Annotated in this window: 16 protein-coding genes; 11 read left to right on the top strand and 5 right to left on the bottom strand. The window is 55.4% G+C overall.

The features are described 5' to 3' along the window. Window positions 1-53 precede the first annotated feature (53 nt). Window positions 54-1,799 (top strand): methyl-accepting chemotaxis protein, encoded by a 1,746-nt coding sequence (locus tag ONV78_RS18145; RefSeq protein WP_279505255.1) that lies wholly within the window; start codon window positions 54-56, stop codon window positions 1,797-1,799. Window positions 1,800-1,889: 90 nt separating this feature from the next. On the opposite strand, the gene ONV78_RS18140 is transcribed toward ONV78_RS18145, so the two are convergent. Beyond that, entirely contained in the window at window positions 1,890-2,732 is an 843-nt protein-coding gene (locus tag ONV78_RS18140) for an immunoglobulin domain-containing protein (protein ID WP_279505254.1), read from the bottom strand. Window positions 2,733-3,020: 288 nt separating this feature from the next. After that, window positions 3,021-3,914 (bottom strand): LysR family transcriptional regulator, encoded by an 894-nt coding sequence (locus ONV78_RS18135; RefSeq protein WP_279505253.1) that lies wholly within the window; start codon window positions 3,912-3,914, stop codon window positions 3,021-3,023. A 143-nt stretch (window positions 3,915-4,057) separates the two neighbouring features. On the opposite strand from ONV78_RS18135, the gene ONV78_RS18130 reads away from it, so the two are divergent. Both ONV78_RS18130 and ONV78_RS18125 read left to right on the top strand, forming a co-directional pair. After that, entirely contained in the window at window positions 4,058-4,525 is a 468-nt protein-coding gene (locus tag ONV78_RS18130; RefSeq protein ID WP_279505252.1) for a carboxymuconolactone decarboxylase family protein, read from the top strand. Between the two features lie 441 nt (window positions 4,526-4,966). Then, window positions 4,967-7,141: a malate synthase G gene (locus ONV78_RS18125; protein ID WP_279505251.1), complete on the top strand. Its 2,175-nt coding sequence runs from the start codon at window positions 4,967-4,969 to the stop codon at window positions 7,139-7,141. A gap of 92 nt (window positions 7,142-7,233) precedes the next feature. Here the strand turns inward: ONV78_RS18125 and ONV78_RS18120 are convergent, their stop codons facing one another. Continuing rightward, on the bottom strand, window positions 7,234-7,701 hold the full coding sequence (locus ONV78_RS18120) for a MarR family transcriptional regulator (RefSeq protein WP_279505250.1): 468 nt from the start codon (window positions 7,699-7,701) through the stop codon (window positions 7,234-7,236). Between the two features lie 214 nt (window positions 7,702-7,915). On the opposite strand from ONV78_RS18120, the gene ONV78_RS18115 reads away from it, so the two are divergent. The 3 genes from ONV78_RS18115 to ONV78_RS18105 all read left to right on the top strand — a co-directional run bounded on the left by ONV78_RS18115 (window position 7,916) and on the right by ONV78_RS18105 (window position 12,762). After that, complete coding sequence (locus tag ONV78_RS18115) at window positions 7,916-9,688, top strand: N-acetylglutaminylglutamine amidotransferase (RefSeq protein WP_279505249.1); 1,773 nt, start codon at window positions 7,916-7,918, stop codon at window positions 9,686-9,688. 85 nt (window positions 9,689-9,773) lie between these two features. Next, window positions 9,774-11,534: an N-acetylglutaminylglutamine synthetase gene (gene ngg / locus ONV78_RS18110; RefSeq protein WP_279505248.1), complete on the top strand. Its 1,761-nt coding sequence runs from the start codon at window positions 9,774-9,776 to the stop codon at window positions 11,532-11,534. Between the two features lie 10 nt (window positions 11,535-11,544). Further along, window positions 11,545-12,762: an osmoprotectant NAGGN system M42 family peptidase gene (locus tag ONV78_RS18105; protein WP_279505246.1), complete on the top strand. Its 1,218-nt coding sequence runs from the start codon at window positions 11,545-11,547 to the stop codon at window positions 12,760-12,762. Between the two features lie 3 nt (window positions 12,763-12,765). Here the strand turns inward: ONV78_RS18105 and ONV78_RS18100 are convergent, their stop codons facing one another. Both ONV78_RS18100 and tcdA read right to left on the bottom strand, forming a co-directional pair. Then, window positions 12,766-13,533 carry a transporter substrate-binding domain-containing protein gene (locus tag ONV78_RS18100; RefSeq protein WP_279505244.1) on the bottom strand — a complete coding sequence of 256 codons (768 nt, stop codon included), beginning with the start codon at window positions 13,531-13,533 and terminating at the stop codon, window positions 12,766-12,768. Window positions 13,534-13,720: 187 nt separating this feature from the next. Continuing rightward, window positions 13,721-14,512, bottom strand: a complete 792-nt coding sequence (tcdA, locus tag ONV78_RS18095) for a tRNA cyclic N6-threonylcarbamoyladenosine(37) synthase TcdA (RefSeq protein ID WP_279505241.1) — start codon at window positions 14,510-14,512, stop codon at window positions 13,721-13,723. A gap of 27 nt (window positions 14,513-14,539) precedes the next feature. Here tcdA and ONV78_RS18090 point away from each other — a divergent pair, with 27 nt between their 5' ends. From ONV78_RS18090 to ONV78_RS18070, 5 genes are all read left to right on the top strand, one after another. Beyond that, window positions 14,540-14,728, top strand: coding sequence for a hypothetical protein (locus ONV78_RS18090; protein WP_279505239.1), 189 nt, complete (start codon window positions 14,540-14,542; stop codon window positions 14,726-14,728). A gap of 135 nt (window positions 14,729-14,863) precedes the next feature. Then, window positions 14,864-15,880, top strand: a complete 1,017-nt coding sequence (locus ONV78_RS18085; RefSeq protein ID WP_279505237.1) for a response regulator — start codon at window positions 14,864-14,866, stop codon at window positions 15,878-15,880. A 55-nt stretch (window positions 15,881-15,935) separates the two neighbouring features. Then, window positions 15,936-16,895, top strand: a complete 960-nt coding sequence (locus tag ONV78_RS18080; RefSeq protein WP_279505235.1) for a diguanylate cyclase — start codon at window positions 15,936-15,938, stop codon at window positions 16,893-16,895. A gap of 185 nt (window positions 16,896-17,080) precedes the next feature. Then, on the top strand, window positions 17,081-17,479 hold the full coding sequence (locus ONV78_RS18075; RefSeq protein ID WP_253938668.1) for a hypothetical protein: 399 nt from the start codon (window positions 17,081-17,083) through the stop codon (window positions 17,477-17,479). Between the two features lie 171 nt (window positions 17,480-17,650). Continuing rightward, the gene (locus tag ONV78_RS18070; RefSeq protein ID WP_216739743.1) at window positions 17,651-18,997 is read left to right on the top strand and encodes an AarF/ABC1/UbiB kinase family protein; all 1,347 of its coding nucleotides are present in this window, start codon (window positions 17,651-17,653) and stop codon (window positions 18,995-18,997) included. Window positions 18,998-19,028: the final 31 nt, after the last annotated feature.

Below are 19,028 nucleotides of genomic sequence, written 5' to 3'. Positions count from 1 at the left end.
GTCTATACTTAGTTGGTTACGCACCAAAAAAAATAAATTTGTAGAGGTTGGTCATGAAGTTACCTACGTCATTGCGCTTGTTAATGACCATTAAGGCGCGCGTTATCCTGTTGTTCCTGGTCTTTATTCTTATCTCGGCGACGTCATCCTATTTTTTGAATCTCCGCATCAGCGAAATATCCGACACGGTCTCTGTGCAGTTGCAAAGCATTGACGCGCAGAACGAGTTGGTGCGTGAGCAGAACCAGTTGATGGGGGAGCAGCAGAAAATCTATGACAGGGTGGCGGCGATTACCCAGGCGCAGTTGTTGTTGAGCGAGTTGCAGTACTGGTTTTTCCACGCCTCTCTGGCTGCGGACCGCAATTCATTGAGCTTGGGCGAAACCACCTACGGTCGGGTTAAAAAAATGCTGGCGGATCTGGCGGCGAATGATCCCGAGCGAGAGGAGCGTTTCAAAAAGATTCAGGATGCGTTGGACCGGTATCAGGGCTTCGCAGTGAGAATGTTCGGGTTCTACGAGGAGCGCTCCATGAGCATGGGTAAGTCCATGAGCGAACGGGCGCGGGGAGAGGCCATTAAGTTCATCACTATGCTGAACCAGATTCGCGGCGAGTACGAGATGGCGCAGAAAACCTCGGCGGAAGGCGTGGCGGCGGCGGCCGATAAGGTCGCGCATCAGGGCAGCCTGGTGCAGGAGGGCGCTTTGTCGATTGGCGGCGCCGTAGACGATGCGCGCCGGGCGAGCCTGGTGGGGCTTGGTTTTATGGTGATCTCCTGTCTGTTATTGGGCGCTTTCTTCATCTGGTCGGTCGTGCGCCCGGTGCGCAAAGTGACTCGGGTGATTTCCGACATCGAAGCGCAGAATGATCTGACCCGCACCATCGATTATGACAACTCAGATGAATTGCAGGATATCACTGAGGCCCTGGACCGTATGCTGCTCAAATTCCGCAGCCTGATCAGCGATGTCGGCAAGGCGACCGAAGTGCTGCAGGGTGTGGCGGCGGAAGGGGCTGACGGCAGTTTGAAACTGGCGGACCAAGTCAATCAGCAACAGGCGGAAACCTCCATGGTGGCGGCGGCGACCAACGAGATGACCGCGACGGCTAAAGGCATTCAGGAGACGACGGACAGCGCCGCGCATATTGCGGAAGAGGTGACCGATCTCACTGAAGCCGGCCGCAGTGCGATGGCGGCGTCGGTGCGCTCAATCGAAGACCTTGCCAACCGCATTCAGAGCGCCAGTGATGTCATTGGCAAACTGGCGCAGCGCACCGAGTCCATCGGCGGCGTGCTGGATGTGATTCGCGGCATTTCCGAGCAAACTAACTTGCTGGCGTTGAACGCGGCGATTGAAGCGGCCCGGGCGGGAGAGCTGGGGCGTGGTTTCGCGGTGGTGGCGGATGAGGTGCGGAGTCTGGCCAAGCGCACCAATGAATCGACCACGGAAATACAGGAAGTGGTGCAAAACCTTCAACGGGATGCGGAGAGCGCGGTAGGTGAGATCGGCGTCAGCCTGAACGAAAGCAAGCTCAGCGTGGCGAAGATCGACGACTGTCGCAAAGCCTTGGAGGCTATCTCCGACGCGGTGGCGCGTATGCATGAGCTGAATCATCAAGTCGCCCAGGCTACGGCGGAGCAGTGCGAAGCGGTGCAGAGCATTGACCGCAGCATTGATAACCTGAGCGGTCAAACCAATGAGATCAACGGATTGGCGGAAGCCACCACGGATATGTCATCAAGGTTAAACGAGGTCAGTAGCGATATCCGCACGGCGGTTGGACTCTTCAAGTTTTAAATCTTCGGCTCGACAGCTCGACAGAAAAAAGCGCAGGCGGGTAATTTCCCGCCTGCGCTTTTTTGTTTTCTGAACTTGCTCAGCGTTGGCTTAGAAGATTGTTTTGCTCATCAGGTCAGAGAAGTCGCTTTCCGTACCGCTGGTGTCGATGGCGGTAATGGTGAAGTAGTGCGTGCCGGTTTCCAGGTTGTCGAAGTAGTGATAGTACTGGCCAGCGGGCACGTCATAAGTCGCTTCCAGGGAACCTGCGTCGTTAGTGACGTAGATGCGGTAGCCTGAGATGTCTTCCAGAGCCAGCGCGCTGCCGTCTTCGCGAGTAGTGGGCGGCTGCCAGAACATGTTGGCGGTTCTGTCTACGAACACAGTGACTTGCGCGCTGTTGCTGACCACGGAGCCAGTGCTGTTGGAGACGATGACGTCATAGGTCCCCTCGTCGTCCATGGCGGCGGCGCTGATGTCGTAGTAAGACTTAACCGCGTCCGGGATAGCCACGCCGTCCTTACGCCATTGGTAAGCCAGGGTTCCACTGCCAGTGGCGGAGACGTTCAATGTGGTCAGGTTGTTGACTGACACGTACTGAGACACCGGCTGGAAAGTAATTTTGATGTCTACCGCTACAGTTTGCTCTTCCGTGGCGGTCGTACTGCTGGTGGAGGTATCCGCAACAGTGGTGGTTGTGGAAGTGTCCGTAGCAGTAGAGCTGTCAGTGCTGGAAGTGCTAGTCGTAGACGTGTCAGTAGTAGAGCTACTTGTAGTAGAGGTATCAGTAGTAGTGACGTCTGTGGTCTTTTTCCAGGAACCCTTAGTGCTGACTTGTGTGTCGTTAGAGCGCTTCCAGGAAGCGGCTTCCGCCATGGGAGCCAGTTGAGCCAACAGGCCGCTAGCCAGAATGACGCTGAAAACTTTTGCTGTAAATTTGGTAGTAGTAGTCATGTTGTTATTCCCCAGATGAATGGTGATTCGTAACTGATGGGGCCATTCTACGGATTAATTTTTAGTCAAAAGTTGTAAAACGCACATAAAATGTACAAAAATGCGTCAAAAAATTGGCTATTTTTTGAACTGAGAAATAGTCCATTTGGGATATGTGAACTAATTGGGACAAAGGCGCCGATTAGTTCACGGGGACAAAGAACGCGAAGAGGAAGGAACGGAAAAAATTGAGGGTATTATTCGATGAAAGTCGCTTGCCGGCGGTTTTTTATCTTTCCGTGAAGGGTTCTATTGAGGGATTTGAGCGCCAAGAAAGTCCAAAAAAGCCCGAATAGCCGGCCGCATGTAGTGGTTATCAATGTAGACCGCATAAATCTCGGCGCTTTTTTCCGCATAGAGCGAGGCGTCCCATTGCGGCAGCAACTGCAGTAAACGTCCTTCATCTATATAGGGCTGCATCGACCATTGTGTGAGCAGCGTGACACCCGCGCCTTGTAGCGCGCATTCCAGTAGCGGCGTGCCGCCGGCGGAGCGGATGGAGCCTTGCACCTGCACGCGACGATACTCCTGGCCCTTGCGAAAGTGCCACCAGGCCTGACGGCGTCCGCGACTGATCAGTAGACAGTTATGTTGCGCCAGTTCGTCGGGTGTTTGTGGTGAGCCAAACCTTTGCACGTAGTCCGGGCTGGCGCATAACAGTGTGCGGCCGTCAGTCAATTTCTTGGCTTTAAGCCGTGAGTCTTCCGGCGGGCCGATGCGTATGGCGATGTCCACGGCGTCCCGATACAGATCCACAATCTGATTTTCCAGCTCAATGTCGATGCTGACTTTGGGATAAAGCGCGAGGAATTGCGGCAGCAGGGGGGCGATGCGTAATCTGCCGTAGCTATCGAACACTGAAATGCGCAAGCGGCCCTCTGGTTCGCTGTGCTGTTGGCGTAAGGATGCAATGGTGTCGTCGACCAGCGCGAGAATGTCTTCCGCGCGCTTGAGGAGAAAGTGGCCTTCATCACTGAGAATAAGCTGTCTCGTTGTGCGCTGGAAAAGCTTGGTCTGCAGCTTGGCCTCCAGATTGTCGATTTGCCGGGAGACGGATGAGGGAGATAACACCAGCGCCTTGCCGGCGGCGGAGAAGCTGCCGCATTCACAGCATTTGATGAAGGTTTTGAGTTCGTCGAGCATAGGTGTATTTTAACGTTGACGGAAAATGATCGGCTTTGCAATTTATGCAAAACAGATTTGATTATAGGCCTTATTCCTAAGTTTTTTGCATAGATTGATAATGCCCATGGCTATAGTCGATATCGTTAACTAATAGAAGGAACATGATGATGAGCACTCGTATCGCCCTGGCTGAAATCCCCAAACCCCTGTACGCCGCGATGATGGCGGTGGAAAGCTACGTACGCGGAACCGGTCTCGCAGAAGAGTTGCTGGAACTGGTGCGCCTGCGGGCGTCGCAGATTAACGGCTGCGCTTACTGTGTCGACATGCACTATAAGGATGCGGTGGCGGCAGGCGTTGACCCGTTGAAATTGAACGCTGTCGCAGTGTGGCGGGAAATGGCTTGCTTTGATGACAAGGAGCGGGCGGCGCTGGCGCTGACAGAGACACTGACTCTGGTAGCGGAGCAGAAAGTCGAGGACGCCTTGATGGAAAAAGTGATCGGCCTGTTTGGGCATGCGCAGGCGGCGAACCTTGCTCTGGCTATCGCGCAGATCAACAGTTGGAACCGCCTGGCGAAGACTTTTGCGTATACTCCCGGTGACTATCAGGTAGGTCAGTACTCTTAAGCGTCCTGCGACACTGGCCTTATCCAGGCCTGCGCGGCGGGGGCGTTGGCTCCTTCCGCGGCTTTCTCCTCCAGCTCTCTATCTCGATTCACTGCCAGCGCTCCTTCTATCTATATATGTATCTATATATGTATCTATATAGGTTTCTATATAGGTTTCTATATAGGTATTGCATCGGTGATACGCAGACTTGCACCTGACCTTTCTGCGGCGGCAGTTTAATCCTTACGCCCGATTACCTGGGCCGTAATTTTGCTAGTAATCTTTTGCACATGATTATCTACGTATTTTCACGTAAAATGACGCGCTCTTCGCCTGCTTCGGAACGGATGGGGACCCGTAATGAAGCGTCTGCGGCGGCTTTTGCGGCATCATGTCGCACAGGTCTGTCGATGCGCGAAGGGATTCAGGAAACCACAAGAGAGTGTGTTGAGGCTTACTATGACAGATAGAGTACAAGTAGGCGGCTTACAGGTCGCTAAGGTTCTGTACGACTTCGTGAATGAAAAAGCGATCCCCGGAACTGGCGTTTCTGCGGATAAGTTCTGGTCCGAGCTGGAAGCCGTCATCAATGAAATGGCTCCCAGAAACAAGGCGTTATTGAAAAAACGCGATGAGCTGCAGGCGCAGATCGACGCCTGGCACCGCGAGAACCCAGGTAAGGTCGATCTGTCGGCCTATAAAACATTTCTACAAGACATCGGTTATCTGGCGCCGGAAGCGGAAGACTTCCAGATCGCCACCGCCAATGTGGACCCGGAAATCGCCACCATGGCCGGTCCGCAGTTGGTTGTGCCGGTGATGAACGCCCGCTTCGCTCTGAATGCCGCCAATGCGCGCTGGGGCAGCCTGTACGATGCGTTGTATGGCACCGATGTCATCTCCGAAGAAAACGGCGCGGAAAAGGGCAAAGGCTATAATCCGGTGCGCGGCGCCATGGTCATCGAGTTCGCCCGTAAGTTTCTTGACGAAGCCGCTCCTTTGGCCTCCGGCAGTCACAAAGACGCCATCGGCTACAGCGTGGAGAACGGACGTCTGGCGGTGAAACTGCAGTCCGGCTCCAGCGTCGGTCTGCTGGATGAAAGCAAGTTGGCCGGCTACGTCGGCGAACCCTCCGCGCCTAAAGGCCTTCTGCTGCAAAACAATGGATTGCGCTTCGAGATTCAGATTGATGCAAGCAGCCCTATCGGCAAAACCGATCCCGCTGGCGTTAAAGATGTCTTGATGGAAGCTGCGTTGACCACCATTCAGGACTGTGAAGATTCTGTGGCCGCGGTGGACGCGGAAGACAAAGTGGTGGCGTACGGCAACTGGCTGGGCCTGATGAAAGGCGACCTGGCGGAAACCTTCGACAAGGGCGGCAAACCCGTTACTCGTACGTTGCACGTTGACCGCGAATACATCGCCCCGAATGGCGAGCGTTTCAGCCTGCCCGGGCGCAGCCTGTTGTTCGTGCGCAACGTCGGTCATTTGATGACGATCGACGCCGTGCTCGACAGCAATGGCGAAGAAATTCCGGAAGGCATCCTGGACGGCATGATGACGTCGCTGATCGCCATTCACGATCTGAAAGGCGAAGGTCCTTTACGCAACAGCAAGACCGGCAGCGTCTATATCGTAAAACCGAAGATGCATGGCCCGGAAGAGGTGACGTTCACCAATGATCTGTTCGCTCGCATCGAAGATGCGCTGGGACTGCCGCGCTTCACTCTGAAAGTCGGCATCATGGACGAAGAGCGTCGCACTACTATCAATCTGAAGGCGTGCATCAAAGCGGCGGCGAACCGCGTGGTGTTCATCAATACCGGATTCCTGGATCGCACGGGCGATGAAATCCACACCAGTATGGAAGCGGGTCCAGTCGTGCGTAAGGCGGCGATGAAACAGCAGCCCTGGATCAACGCCTATGAAGACTGGAACGTGGATACCGGTCTGGCGGTAGGTCTGAAAGGCAAGGCGCAGATCGGCAAAGGCATGTGGCCGATTCCCGATGAAATGGCGCAAATGCTTCAAGCCAAGATTGGTCATCCGCAGGCGGGCGCCAACTGCGCCTGGGTGCCGTCACCCACGGCGGCGACCTTGCATGCGCTGCATTACCATAAGGTGAACGTGGCGGCGCGTCAGGAGGAGCTTGCTTCCCGTACGCGTGCGTCTCTGGACGATATCCTGACCATTCCATTGCTGGGCGACCAGACTTTGTCCGCGCAGGATATTCAGCAGGAGCTGGATAACAATGCGCAGGGCATTTTGGGCTATGTGGTGCGCTGGGTCGATCAGGGCGTGGGATGTTCGAAAGTGCCTGACATCAATGATGTGGGTCTGATGGAAGACCGCGCCACGTTGCGGATTTCCAGTCAGCATATCGCCAACTGGCTGCGTCATGGCGTTTGCTCAAAAGAGCAGGTGCTGGAAACCATGCAGCGCATGGCGGCGATTGTAGACCGTCAGAATGCAGGCGACCCCAGTTACCGCAATATGGCGCCGAACTTTGACGACAGCGTGGCGTTTCAAGCCGCCTGCGACCTGGTGCTGAAAGGATGCGAGCAGCCCAACGGTTACACCGAGCCGTTGCTGCATGCCTATCGTCGCAAGGCGAAAGCCAAGTTCGGCGGTTGATCCCGTAACGCTGAATGCAAAACGCCCGGCCTAAAGCCGGGCGTTTTCGTTTTCAGGCCAAAAGGCCGGCTAAGCGCCTCTTGCGACCAGCCTTAGGTGACGGAGCCCACCGCCAGCAACGGCGATGCGTCGATATCGGTGGCGTCCATCATGTCCGCGACTTTGGCGAGGCTGGCCAGGATCAGATATTGCTCCCACTCCGGCAGGTTGTCGAAGCGGGAGGTGAACAGCTCCTGCAGCGGCCGAGGCGCGCCCGCCAGTACTTCTTTGCCTTCATCCGTCAGCACCAGATAAATGCGACGCTTGTCTACCGAGTCGCGAATACGCGCCACCAGATTTTTCTTTTCCAGGCGGTCAACGATACTGGTGACCGTCGCCTGGCTCAGACTGATGTTCTGCGCGACCTGGCTCATCGTTGTGTTTCGGGAGTCGTCGATAGAGCGAAGAATTAGTAACTGCGGCGCGGTGAGTCCGGTTTCTTTGCCCAATTGCTTGGAGCGGAGGTCCGCTGCACGAATAATCCTTCGTATCAGGACCAATACTTCATCGTGTCGAGTCATGGGTAAATTACATCAATGGAAAAACTCATATTATCCTTCATACTTGTTGGGCTATCCACCTTTTAATTTGTGACATAAATATTACATGACAAAATTTTAAAATAGCCTAAAAACAGAAGTATAGGAGGTTTTTCGTCATGTGTTTACTTTGTTGTCAAAGTAAATGTGTGCTAATATTGATCAGCTATATGTATGAACAAACCAAGGAGTTCTTATGTGTGGCATATGCGGAGAGATCCGCTTCGACAACCACTCGCCCGATTTAAATTTCATCCGTCACGCCAACGACATTCAAACCCCCCGCGGCCCGGACGCCGAAGGCGTCTTCGTGCAGAACAATATCGCATTCGGCCATCGGCGCCTGAAAATCATGGACCTTTCCGACGCATCCCAGCAGCCGCTGTACGACCCTGCGTTAGGGTTGGCGCTGGTGTTCAATGGCGCTATCTACAATCACCGGGAATTGCGCACTGAATTGGAAGGTCGGGGCTATACATTTTATTCTGACGGCGATACGGAAGTGGTGTTGAAGGCCTATCATGCATGGGGCAAGGATTGCCTGACCCGGTTCAACGGCATGTTTGCGCTGGCTGTTTGGGAGCGCGACAGCGGTAAAACGATGCTGGCCCGCGACCGTCTCGGCATCAAGCCGCTGTATTTTCAACATGACGCCAAAGCGCTGCGTTTCTCCTCATTTATGCCGGCGCTGGCGAAAGCGTCGGACTTCAACGCGCGGATCAACCCCAAAGCGTTGAATATGTATCTCAACTTCCACTCCGTCACACCGGCGCCTGATACGATTTTTGAGGGCATCTACAAAGTGCAGCCGGGAACCTGGATGGAGCTGGATAAAACCGGAAACATCAACACGGGCAGCTACTGGAGTCTTGCTTTCGGCATGCAGCCCGGCGACGAGACGCTGACTGCGGATGATTGGCGCGATCGTCTGCTGGAGGCTTTATTCGCGTCCGTGCGCCGTCGCAATAACGCGGCGGTTGAGGTCGGCGTGCTGCTCTCCGGCGGCGTCGACAGCAGTCTGCTGGTCGGATTGCTGGCGGAAGTGGTTCCGGACGGATTTCAGACTTTCTCCATCGGCTTTGAAGCGGTTGGCGGGGAAGAAGGGGACGAGTTCCACTATTCCGATATCATCGCCAATCATTTCAGTACGCGTCATCACAAGATTCAGATCGCCTCGGACCGCATGTTTTCGGCCTTGCCAAAAGCGATCGATGCGATGTCGGAACCGATGGTCAGCCACGACTGCGTGGCGTTTTATCTGTTGTCCCAGGAAGTCAGCAAGTACTGTCGCGTGGTGCAGAGCGGGCAGGGCGCCGATGAAGTGTTCGGCGGCTATCACTGGTATCCGCCTCTGGTGGGCGCGCAAGACCCCTACGCCTGTTATCGCGAAGCGTTTTTTGACCGCAGTTACGAGGAATACAAGCAGACAGTGCAGCCTCGCTGGATAGCGCCGGATTACGCTGGCGAGTTCGTCAAGCAGCACTTCCTGCGTCCCGGCGCCAATGACCCGGTGGACAAGGCGTTGCGTCTGGATATGAGCGTCATGTTGGTGGACGACCCGGTGAAGCGGGTGGATAACATGACAATGTCCGCCGGCTTGGAGGCGCGGGTGCCGTTCCTTGATCACGAACTGGTTGAGTTGGCCGCGCGTATCCCATCGCCATTGAAGGTGAGGGATGAAGGCAAATGGATTTTGAAGGAAGCCGCGCGCCGCGTGATTCCTTCTCAAGTGATCGACCGCCCCAAAGGCTATTTTCCAGTGCCTGCGCTGAAGTATCTGCGCGGTACTATTCTGGAATGGGTGAAGGAAGCCCTGTCCACGCAATGCGCACGGGAGCGCGGCCTGTTTGATCAGGCTTATGTGGACAACCTGTTGTTGTCGCCCGATATGCACATTACGCCGTTGCGCGGCTCCAAACTCTGGCAGCTTGGCCTGCTGGAGCTTTGGCTGCAGCGCCACAATTTATAACGGTAAGCATTATTCAGCCGTGAAGCCCGCAGCGTCTCACCGGCGCTGCGCTAAGCAACCTCAGGCACGAAAAGGTTACATCAATATGGCTATTACACCCCGCCATCATCATGAAAGGATGTTGCGCAAACAAATGCCGTCATACGAATCCATGCAGGCGGAACATATACGCGCCGACGCGGACGTGGACGCTCCCAGGAATGTGAGCGTTCACTGCGGCTGGGGGCGACTGCTGCTGGCGAATACATTCGAAAGCCCGAAAGAGCTGGCGAAGAGTCTGGCGGAAGAATCCACCGGCGATCGCGATATCGCGCTCTACGTCGCGGACCCGCATGTGGTGCTGAGTCATGCGCCGCAGTCGCTGTTTCTGGACCCCTCCGACACCATGCGCTTGTGGATGAGTCAGTATCGTCCGCGTACGCGCGCTCTGCCGGGCGTCACGGTCAGACGGGCCAGCAGCACGGCGGATGTGGAAGCGCTGAATGCGATTTTCACCCAGAGAAAAATGGTCTGCGCACCAGTGGATCATGTGCTCGCGCATCGTCATTCCAAAGATGTCGTCTATCTGGTGGCGGAGGCGTTGGGCAGCGGCAAGATCATCGGCACCGTGATGGGCGTGAACCACATCAAGGCCTTTGGCGACCCCAGCAAAGGCTCCAGCCTGTGGTGTCTGGCGGTGTCCCCGGACAGTAAGACGCCGGGCGTCGGCGAAGCGCTGGTGCGCTATCTGGCGGAATACTTTCAAACGCGGGAATGCCAATACATGGACCTCAGCGTGCTGCATGACAATTACGAAGCCAAAGCGCTCTATGAAAAGCTTGGGTTTCAGGCGATACGCACCTTTGCGCTGAAAAAGAAAAACGCCATCAATGAGAAGTTGTTCGTGGGACCGGAGCCATCCGCGAAGCTGAACCCTTACGCCAAAATCATCGTTAACGAGGCCATGCGCAGAGGCATCGAGGTGGTGATCGACGATGAAGCCAACAACCTGTTTACCTTGAGCTTTGGCGGTCGTCGCATACGTTGCCATGAGTCTCTCACCGACATGACGTCGGCGCTGACCATGTCCCTGTGTCAGAACAAGATGCTGACGCATCGCACCTGCGCCCGCGCCGGTTTGCGCACGCCGATTTATCAACTGTATCACTCGCGGGAGCAAGCGGAAGAGTTTCTTGCCGATCACGGAGCGGTGGTGGTGAAGCCCTTGGATAGTGAGCAGGGCAAAGGCATCTCCGTGGATATCCGCAATGTGGACGACCTGCATGCCGCGATCAGCAAAGCAGAGGGTGTTTCCTCCTCGGTGTTGCTGGAGACTTATCATCCCGGATTCGACCTGCGGGTGGTGGTGATCGACTTCGACACGGTGGCGGCGGCGATTCGTCGCCCGGCGGAGATCTACGGCAACGGACGCGACTCCATCCGCACTTTGGTGGAAAAGCAAAGCCGTCGGCGCGCCGCGGCGACGGGGGGAGAGAGCCAGATCCCCATAGATGCGGAAACCGAACGCTGTATTCGCGAGGCGGGCTATGACTGGGACAGCGTGTTGCCCGTGGAAGCGCACCTGTTTGTGCGGCGCACCGCTAATCTACATACCGGCGGTACGCTGATTGACGTCACCGACGATCTGCATCCCGAACTGCGCACGGCGGCGGAAGAGGCCGCCAGAGCGCTGCAAATTCCGGTGGTGGGCATGGACTTCATCGTCAAGGACCACACCTCGCCGGATTACGTCATTATTGAAGCTAATGAACGCCCAGGGCTGGAGAATCACGCGCCCCAGCCGACGGCGCAACGTTTTATCGATTTGCTGTTCCCGCTGACGCGGAGCGTACGACATGCATCTTAGAGGCGAAGTTATGATAGAAGAGAAAGGCTATACCCTGGACTCTGAGTACCTCACCAAAGTATTGCTCGAATTGCTGGCCATTCCTTGTCCCACCGGCTTCACGGATGGGGCGGTTGTATACGTGTGCGAGCGTTTGAGCGAGCTGGGCATTGATTATGAGCTGACCCGGCGCGGCACTATCAAAGGGCGATTGCGGGGCAAACTGAATGCGCCGCAGCGGGCGGTGGTGACGCACCTGGACACCATCGGCGCCATGGTGCGTGAAATCAAGCCCAACGGCCGTTTGTGTCTGACTCCGGTGGGGCATTGGTCGAGCCGCTTCGCGGAAGGCTCGCGTGTGACTATCTTCAGCGACAGCGGCTGTTTCAGAGGATCGGTATTGCCTTTATATGCGGCGGGACACCGTTACAACGAGGAGGTGGATCGCCTTCCGGTGACCTGGGATCACGTGGAAATCCGGGTGGATGAATGTATTTACACCAAAGATGACGCCCTCAGAATTGGTATCTGCGTGGGCGACTTCGTGGCTTTTGATCCCAATCCGGAATTTCTGCCCAATGGCTTCGTGGTCTCACGCCATCTGGACAACAAAGCGGGAACCGCCGCATTGTTGACGGGGCTGAAAGCCATTGTGGAGAACGATCTGCCGCTGGCCATGGATTGTCTGCCAATCTTTACCCTGACGGAAGAAATCGGCTCCGGCGTCGGGCACGCGATTGAAGCGGATGTCACCGAATTTGTCGGCATTGATATCGGCCCGGTAGCGGAAGGCCAGAACGCGAAAGAGCATGGCGTCACCATCGCCATGAAAGACTCCTCGGGGCCATTCGACTGGCATTTGACCCGGCACCTGATTCATCTGTGTCAGGATCATCATATTCCCCATCAGCGCGATGTATTCCGCTACTACTACAGCGACGCGGTGTCGGCGGTGCAGGCAGGCCATGATATCCGCCATGCGCTGGTAACCTTCGGCACTGACGCCACCCATGGCTACGAGCGCACCCATATTGATGCGTTGACTGCGATTTCCGATCTGGTTGTGCGCTATGCGCAAAGCGAGCCGGTGCGTCCTCATGACGCCCAGGCGAATATTCCCAAGGAGGATTTCCAGGATCAGATCACCTGGGACGAAATGCAGTTTGGCGGCACTGCCGTGCCGACGGTGAACGAAGTACTGGGCGAGCGTGAGAAAGGCGGCCGCAGTAAAAAGCAGATCGTGAAATAGGCGCTAAAAATTGCCTTTGAGCATATCGTCCATGTAGCTGTCGAAGAGGCCGTTTTTATCCATTTCCTCCAGGCTGGTTGTCAGCAGGGAGGAAAGGCGCTCGCTGTCCGGGTGGGCGCGGGAAAATAGAATGAAGCCCTGCGTGGTGGTCAGCGGCTTGGCCAGGGTGGTCAGCAGGTCCGCCATGCCAGAGTCGAACTGCTCCCGCACAATGCGCCAGCCGGTCATTTCGTCGATGGGGAAGAGGTCAATGCGACGGCGCAGCAGCTTGCGGAAGTTAATGTCGTCGCGGGCGGTCTCCTCCAGCCCGAACACATTACTGCGCGCGGCGTTCCAGAACTCGTCGGAGTAGGTGTAGCCGATGGTGGCGCCAACGCGATAGGGCTTCAGGTCGGAGAGCTTGTTCCAATTGGGGATCGGATTGGATTTGAGGTGAAAGAACACCTCGTTATGCCAGGACACGGGCCCCACCTGATAAAACTCCGCGTTACGCTCCTCATTGAAAAACCAGAATGAGCTGGCGTGGACGCGCAAGTTGCGTACTTCCTCGTAAGCCCTTTTCCAGGGCAGATAAACAAACTCCACTTGAATGTTTTTGCGCTTGAAGGCTTCTCGCACCAGACGGTTGACGTAGCCGCCATAGGTGGACTTTTCGACGGTCCAGGGGGAGTAGTCGCCGGTGCTGATAGTGATGGTTTCCGCCGCGCTGCAGAAAGTCGCGGCGAGCGTCATGATGATGCAGCCCAGAAAAGTCGTTACACGTCTGTTCATAACATTCAACCCAGTACGCCGAGGTTATGGCGCGACTCGGAAGACTGCGCCCGGCCGCTGCGGGAAGTCGAAGGGTCGCTATAGTCTAAGCATAGGCCATCGTCGGGAAACCGCTAGGGACTGTCGACGTTTCGGCGTCGCTGCGGACTGGGGCTGTTCGTTGGGCAAAAACAGGGCGTGAGCGGGATTATTTGGCTGCGCTTTCCTGCAGCTTTTTCAGCACCCGCGACACCGCGATAAATCCGAAAGTGGCGGTGACCGCTGTAGCGGCGCCAAAGCCGGAAGCGCAGTCCAGACGCGTACTCTCCATATTGCCCGGTTTGCTCTGGCAGACTTCACCCCCGGCATCGGGATAGACCTGCTGCTCAGTGGAGAATACCGCTTCAATGCCGAAACGGCGTTGCGGATTGTCTGGGAAGTTGTATTCCTGACGCAGGCGTTTGCGGGTTTTCGCCAGCAGCGGGTCGTGATAGGTGCGGCTCAGATCGCAGGCTTCGATCCGGGTGGGGTCGGTCTGGCCGCCCGCGCCGCCGACGGTGACGATCTTGATCTTGTTGCGTCGGCAGTAGGCGATGATGGCGCATTTATGGCGTACGCTGTCGATAGCGTCGATGATGAAGTCGTAGCCGCGATCCAATAGTTCCGCCACATTTTTCTCGGTGACGAATTTGAACTCGGTGCGCACGTCGCATTCCGGGTTGATCGCCTTGATGCGTTCCGCCATCACTTCAATTTTATTGCGTCCAACCGTGTTTTGCAGAGCGTGAATCTGCCGGTTGGTGTTGGACACGCAGATGTCGTCCATATCGATCAGGGTGATGGTCCCCACTCCTGAGCGGGCCAGGGCTTCCGCCGCCCAGGAGCCGACGCCGCCAATGCCGATCACACAGACGTGGGCGTTGCGAAAGCGCTCCAGCGCGCGTTGGCCGTACAGGCGGGCGATGCCCCCGAAGCGAAAACTGTAATCTGAATCTGTCATGGCGGTCTGATCCGGGACTAATGCTGAATGAATCCGGCTGAGCGCGCGGGAACCTTGGCGCGGCGCAAGCAACGCGCGGATTATAAGCGCCATCGGGCAATTTTTCTAAATTTTCCAAGCAGTCATGGACGGCTCTTTTTTGCCAATAAGGGCAAGATGATCTTTACTTATCTACAGGATATCGGCAAGAGCGCGCCTAAAATTTCGACTTCATAAGCCAACCAGAGGGAGATTTTGACCGCCTGCAAATTGGCTACTGGCGAAACTCAGGTGGAGACCGTTCGCTTGATTCAGTAGTCATATTCAAACAACCGCTATCGTACATGCAGACAACTATAACTGGACTTATACATGACCATTCCCATTCTTATTTGCGATGACTCAGGCGTGGCGCGCAAGCAGATGGCCAAGTCGCTGCCTGCGGGCTGGGATGTTGAGGTCAGTTTCGCCGCCAACGGCCAGGAAGCGATTGACCTGATTCATCAGGGGCTGGGGGATGTGTTATTTCTCGACCTCAATATGCCGGTTATGGACGGCTATCAGACGCTTGAGGTGATCAGCAAGGAAGAGTTGCCGACGATCGTCATTGTCGTATCCGGCGATATTCAGCCCGACGCCAGAAAACGCGTAATTGGGCTGGGCGCTTTCGATTTCATTAAAAAGCCGATCAACGGCGACGAGTTGACGGCGATTCTGCAGAAGACCGGTCTTTACACCGAGTCCGATGCGCCGGCCAAGAAGTCCGCCCCGGCGGTGGACCGCACCGTCAGCCATCAGGGCGCTATTTCCATGTTCGACGCCTTTCAGGAGGTGGCCAACGTCGCCATGGGGCAGGCGGCCGACCTGCTGGCGCGTTTACTGGACGTGTTTGTGTTGCTGCCGATACCACGGGTGAATCTGCTGGAAATATCTGAACTGCAAATGGCGCTGCAGGCGACGGAGGACAACGATACGTATTCTGGCGTGTGTCAGGGGTTTATCGGCTCCGGCATCGCCGGCGAAGCCTTCCTGCTGTTCCATGACTCCAGCTTCAAGGACATGGCGAAGCTGATGCGTTATGACGGCAAACTGAATGAACTGGTTGAACTGGAGCTGCTGATGGATGTGTCCTCAGTGCTGATCGGCGCCTGCATCAAAGGCATCGCCGAACAGTTGGACATCGCCTTCAGCCAGGGGCATCCGGTGGTGCTGGGGCAGCATGTGAACGTCGGCGATCTGTTGAGCAACAACAACTGGCGCTGGACCAAAACCCTGGCCATCGAGATTTGCTACAGCATTGAGAACTACAACATCAATTGCGATCTGCTGCTGCTTTTTACGGAAGACTCGCTGCCGGTATTTCGCGATAAAGTGGCGTATCTAATATAGGGCGTACGTAATGTCAGGCGTATGTAATAAAAAATAAAAGGAAAACGATAAATCCATGGCTGAGAATCACTTCGACATTACTGAATTCCACTGGGTAATGGATATGCTCCAGACCATCGATGTCGGATTGGTGGTGCTGGACTCGGAATACCGCATCAACGTCTGGAACAGCTTCATGGAGAACCATAGCGGGCTGAGGCCGCATGTGGTGAAGGATCAGGTGCTGTTCGATGTCTTCAAGGAAATCCCTGAGGAGTGGTTCAAGCACAAAACCCAATCCGTATTCCTGCTCAAGAACCGCACCTTCACCACCTGGGAGCAGCGTCCATTTCTGTTTCGCTTCAAAAACTACCGTCCTATCACCGGGACGGAAGAGTTCATGTACCAAAACATCACCATTACCCCTTTGGTGTCGCCTAACGGCGAAGTGCAGAACATCTGTCTGATCATATACGACGTCACCGATATCGCCAGTAACCGCCGCCAGTTGGAAGCCGCCAACTCCAAACTGGAGAAGCTCAGCCGCATCGACCGGCTGACTCAGCTCAATAACCGCGGCTATTGGGAAGAGCAATTGGTGAAAGAGTACCAGCGGCTGAAGCGCACCAATGAGGCGAGCACGCTGATCATGTTCGATATTGATCACTTCAAGAAGGTCAACGACACCTATGGTCACCCCGCCGGGGATGAAGTGATTCGCCTGGTGGCCGCCACGTTGCGGGAAACCATGCGCAGTACGGATATCGCCGGCCGCTATGGCGGTGAAGAATTCGGCGTCATTTTGGTGAATACCGACTGCAAAAACGCCATGAACTTCGCTGAGCGCCTGCGCTCCCGCATTGAGAATCTGGAAGTCACTCACGAGGGGCAAGATATCCGTTTCACTATCAGCCTGGGGCTGGCTGAACTGGATAAAAAGATTAAAGATCATAAAGAATGGATCGAGCGCGCGGACAACGCCTTGTACGCTTCCAAACAAGGCGGACGCAACCGCGCCACGACCTATGAAAAATAACGAGCGAATTCAGTGAAGTGCGCGTCCCCAAAGGCTTGGAAAGGAGTTGTGATGTGATAAAAAGTCACCGCTAGGGGGAAAGTGGGCGCTATCAACATTTTTTTGCTTTTAAACGGTCGTTTGGTTAGAGTTTCGGCGGTCGTTTGTCGCGAGAACCAGAAATGAAGGCGTCCCCAAGGAGTCGGTTGAAAAATCCAGCTACCCACCTGCATGCTGAATTAAAAATCAAGCGAGGACTGTTGTCGCGGGAGTGGGTAAAGGTGCAGATTCTGCAATTTTCCGCGGAAGGTATGCTGTTGCGCACGGATGAAAACCTTCAGGTCGGGGGCAAAGCGGTCATTTCTCTCAAGCTGCCCATGGACTTCGGCGACATCGCCATCAAAAAAGTTGAAATCAATGTCAAAGACCGCCAGAAGGTGTGTAGCTGTTTTGACTACGAGGTCGAATTCAATTTGGGCGGCAGCATGTTGCAGAGCGACAGGATTCGCAAAGACCTCAAACAGATTGAATCCCTTCTTTCCCGCTACGACTCTCTGATCAACAAAATCCGTAACGGCCCGCTTTCCAGCAACAATCCCGGCTGATCTTTTCTCTCCCCCTATCGGCGCGACCCCCACATATTTACGCAATCTCACGTCAAAACTGGCGACTTCCGCTGTTGTCTGAAAAACTTGTAAAGCAAACCATGTTAACCCTGGTTAACGTATGGAGTATGCTAGTTCCGCCAGAGAGTTTAATCGCCGTGGAGGTAAATTTTGGCTAAGCGGACAAAGGACGACAGCAAGCAAAAAACAGCGCCGGCTACCAGGACCAAGCGGTTTCTGAAGCTGGCCGGCATGACGGCGTCCGTGGCGGGCAGTTATGCGGCGGAGCGGGTACGACGCGCCTTCAATGAAGAGGACAAGGAGGAGCGTCAAGCCAAGGCCTACGACAAGATGGCCAATCAAATCGCCGACACCCTTGGCGAATTAAAAGGCGCGGTGATGAAAGTGGGGCAGATCGCCTCCCAGACCCAGGATTTTTTACCTAAAGAGTTTTCTCAGGCATTGCAGCGCTTGCAGAAAGAAGCGCCGCCCATGGACTATGAGGTGATCGCCAAGCAGGTCGAGAGAGAGCTGGGCGCGGCGCCGGAAGAACTGTTCAAAGAATTCAGCGAGGAACCCTACGCAGCGGCATCCATAGGCCAGGTTCACAAGGCGATGACGCTGGATGGTAAAGAGGTTATCGTCAAAGTGCAGTATCCAGGCGTGGATCGGTCCGTGGACTCTGACCTCAAGCAGCTTAAGTTGACGCTGAAGCTGGGGGGATTGCTCAAGCTGCCAAAAGAAAGCGTTGATCAGCTGTTCGAGGAAATTCGCGAGCGTCTTAATGAAGAGCTGGATTATGAGAATGAAGCCCGCAACATTGCGGATTTCCAGCGCTTTCACGCCAAGGACGAAGGTTTGATCATTCCCAGCGTCGTGCGTCAGCTATCCAGTAAGCGGGTGTTGACCATGGAGTGCGTGGAAGGGGATCACATCAGCGCGGTCAGCGCAGAGGCATACGGGCAAGACGTCATTAACCTGATCGGTCGACGCCTGTTCCGCATCATGGCGGATCAGCTATTCAAGTTTCACGCGATTCATGGCGACCCTCACGCGGGCAACTTCGCGTTTCGCCCTGACGGCTCCATCATCATGTATGACTTCGGCTGCGTAAAACGCCTGAAGCCGGAGATAGTGCACGCCTACAGTCAGGCTTTGACGGCGGGGCTCAATGCGGATTATGACGCGCTGGACAATTATCTGGTGGACCTGGGCGTCAGAGTGAGCGGAAAGCCGGCGGTGGAGCAGGACTACTACGCCATGTGGCGGGATATCTTCATACGTCCGTTCCGCAGCAAGGATGAGGAATTCGACTTCGCCAGCTCTAATCTGCATAAGCAGGTGGCGTCCAAGGCTACCACCGTTTTCAAGTACATGGACTTTTTCCAGCCGCCCGTGGAGAGCCTGTTTATCGACAGGATGATCGCCGGTCACTACTGGATGATGATGCGATTAGGGGTGCAGGCGGCTTTCCGTAAGGAGCTGGAAGACTATCTCGATCTTTCCTCCGCAGCCTGATAAGGCGCCCAAAATGGTCACTTTCTGCCCT

This window comes from Hahella sp. CR1 (genome assembly GCF_029813005.1).
In the GTDB taxonomy this organism is placed as follows: Bacteria; Pseudomonadota; Gammaproteobacteria; order Pseudomonadales; family Oleiphilaceae; genus Hahella.
This window is presented reverse-complemented; position numbering and strand designations above follow the sequence as displayed.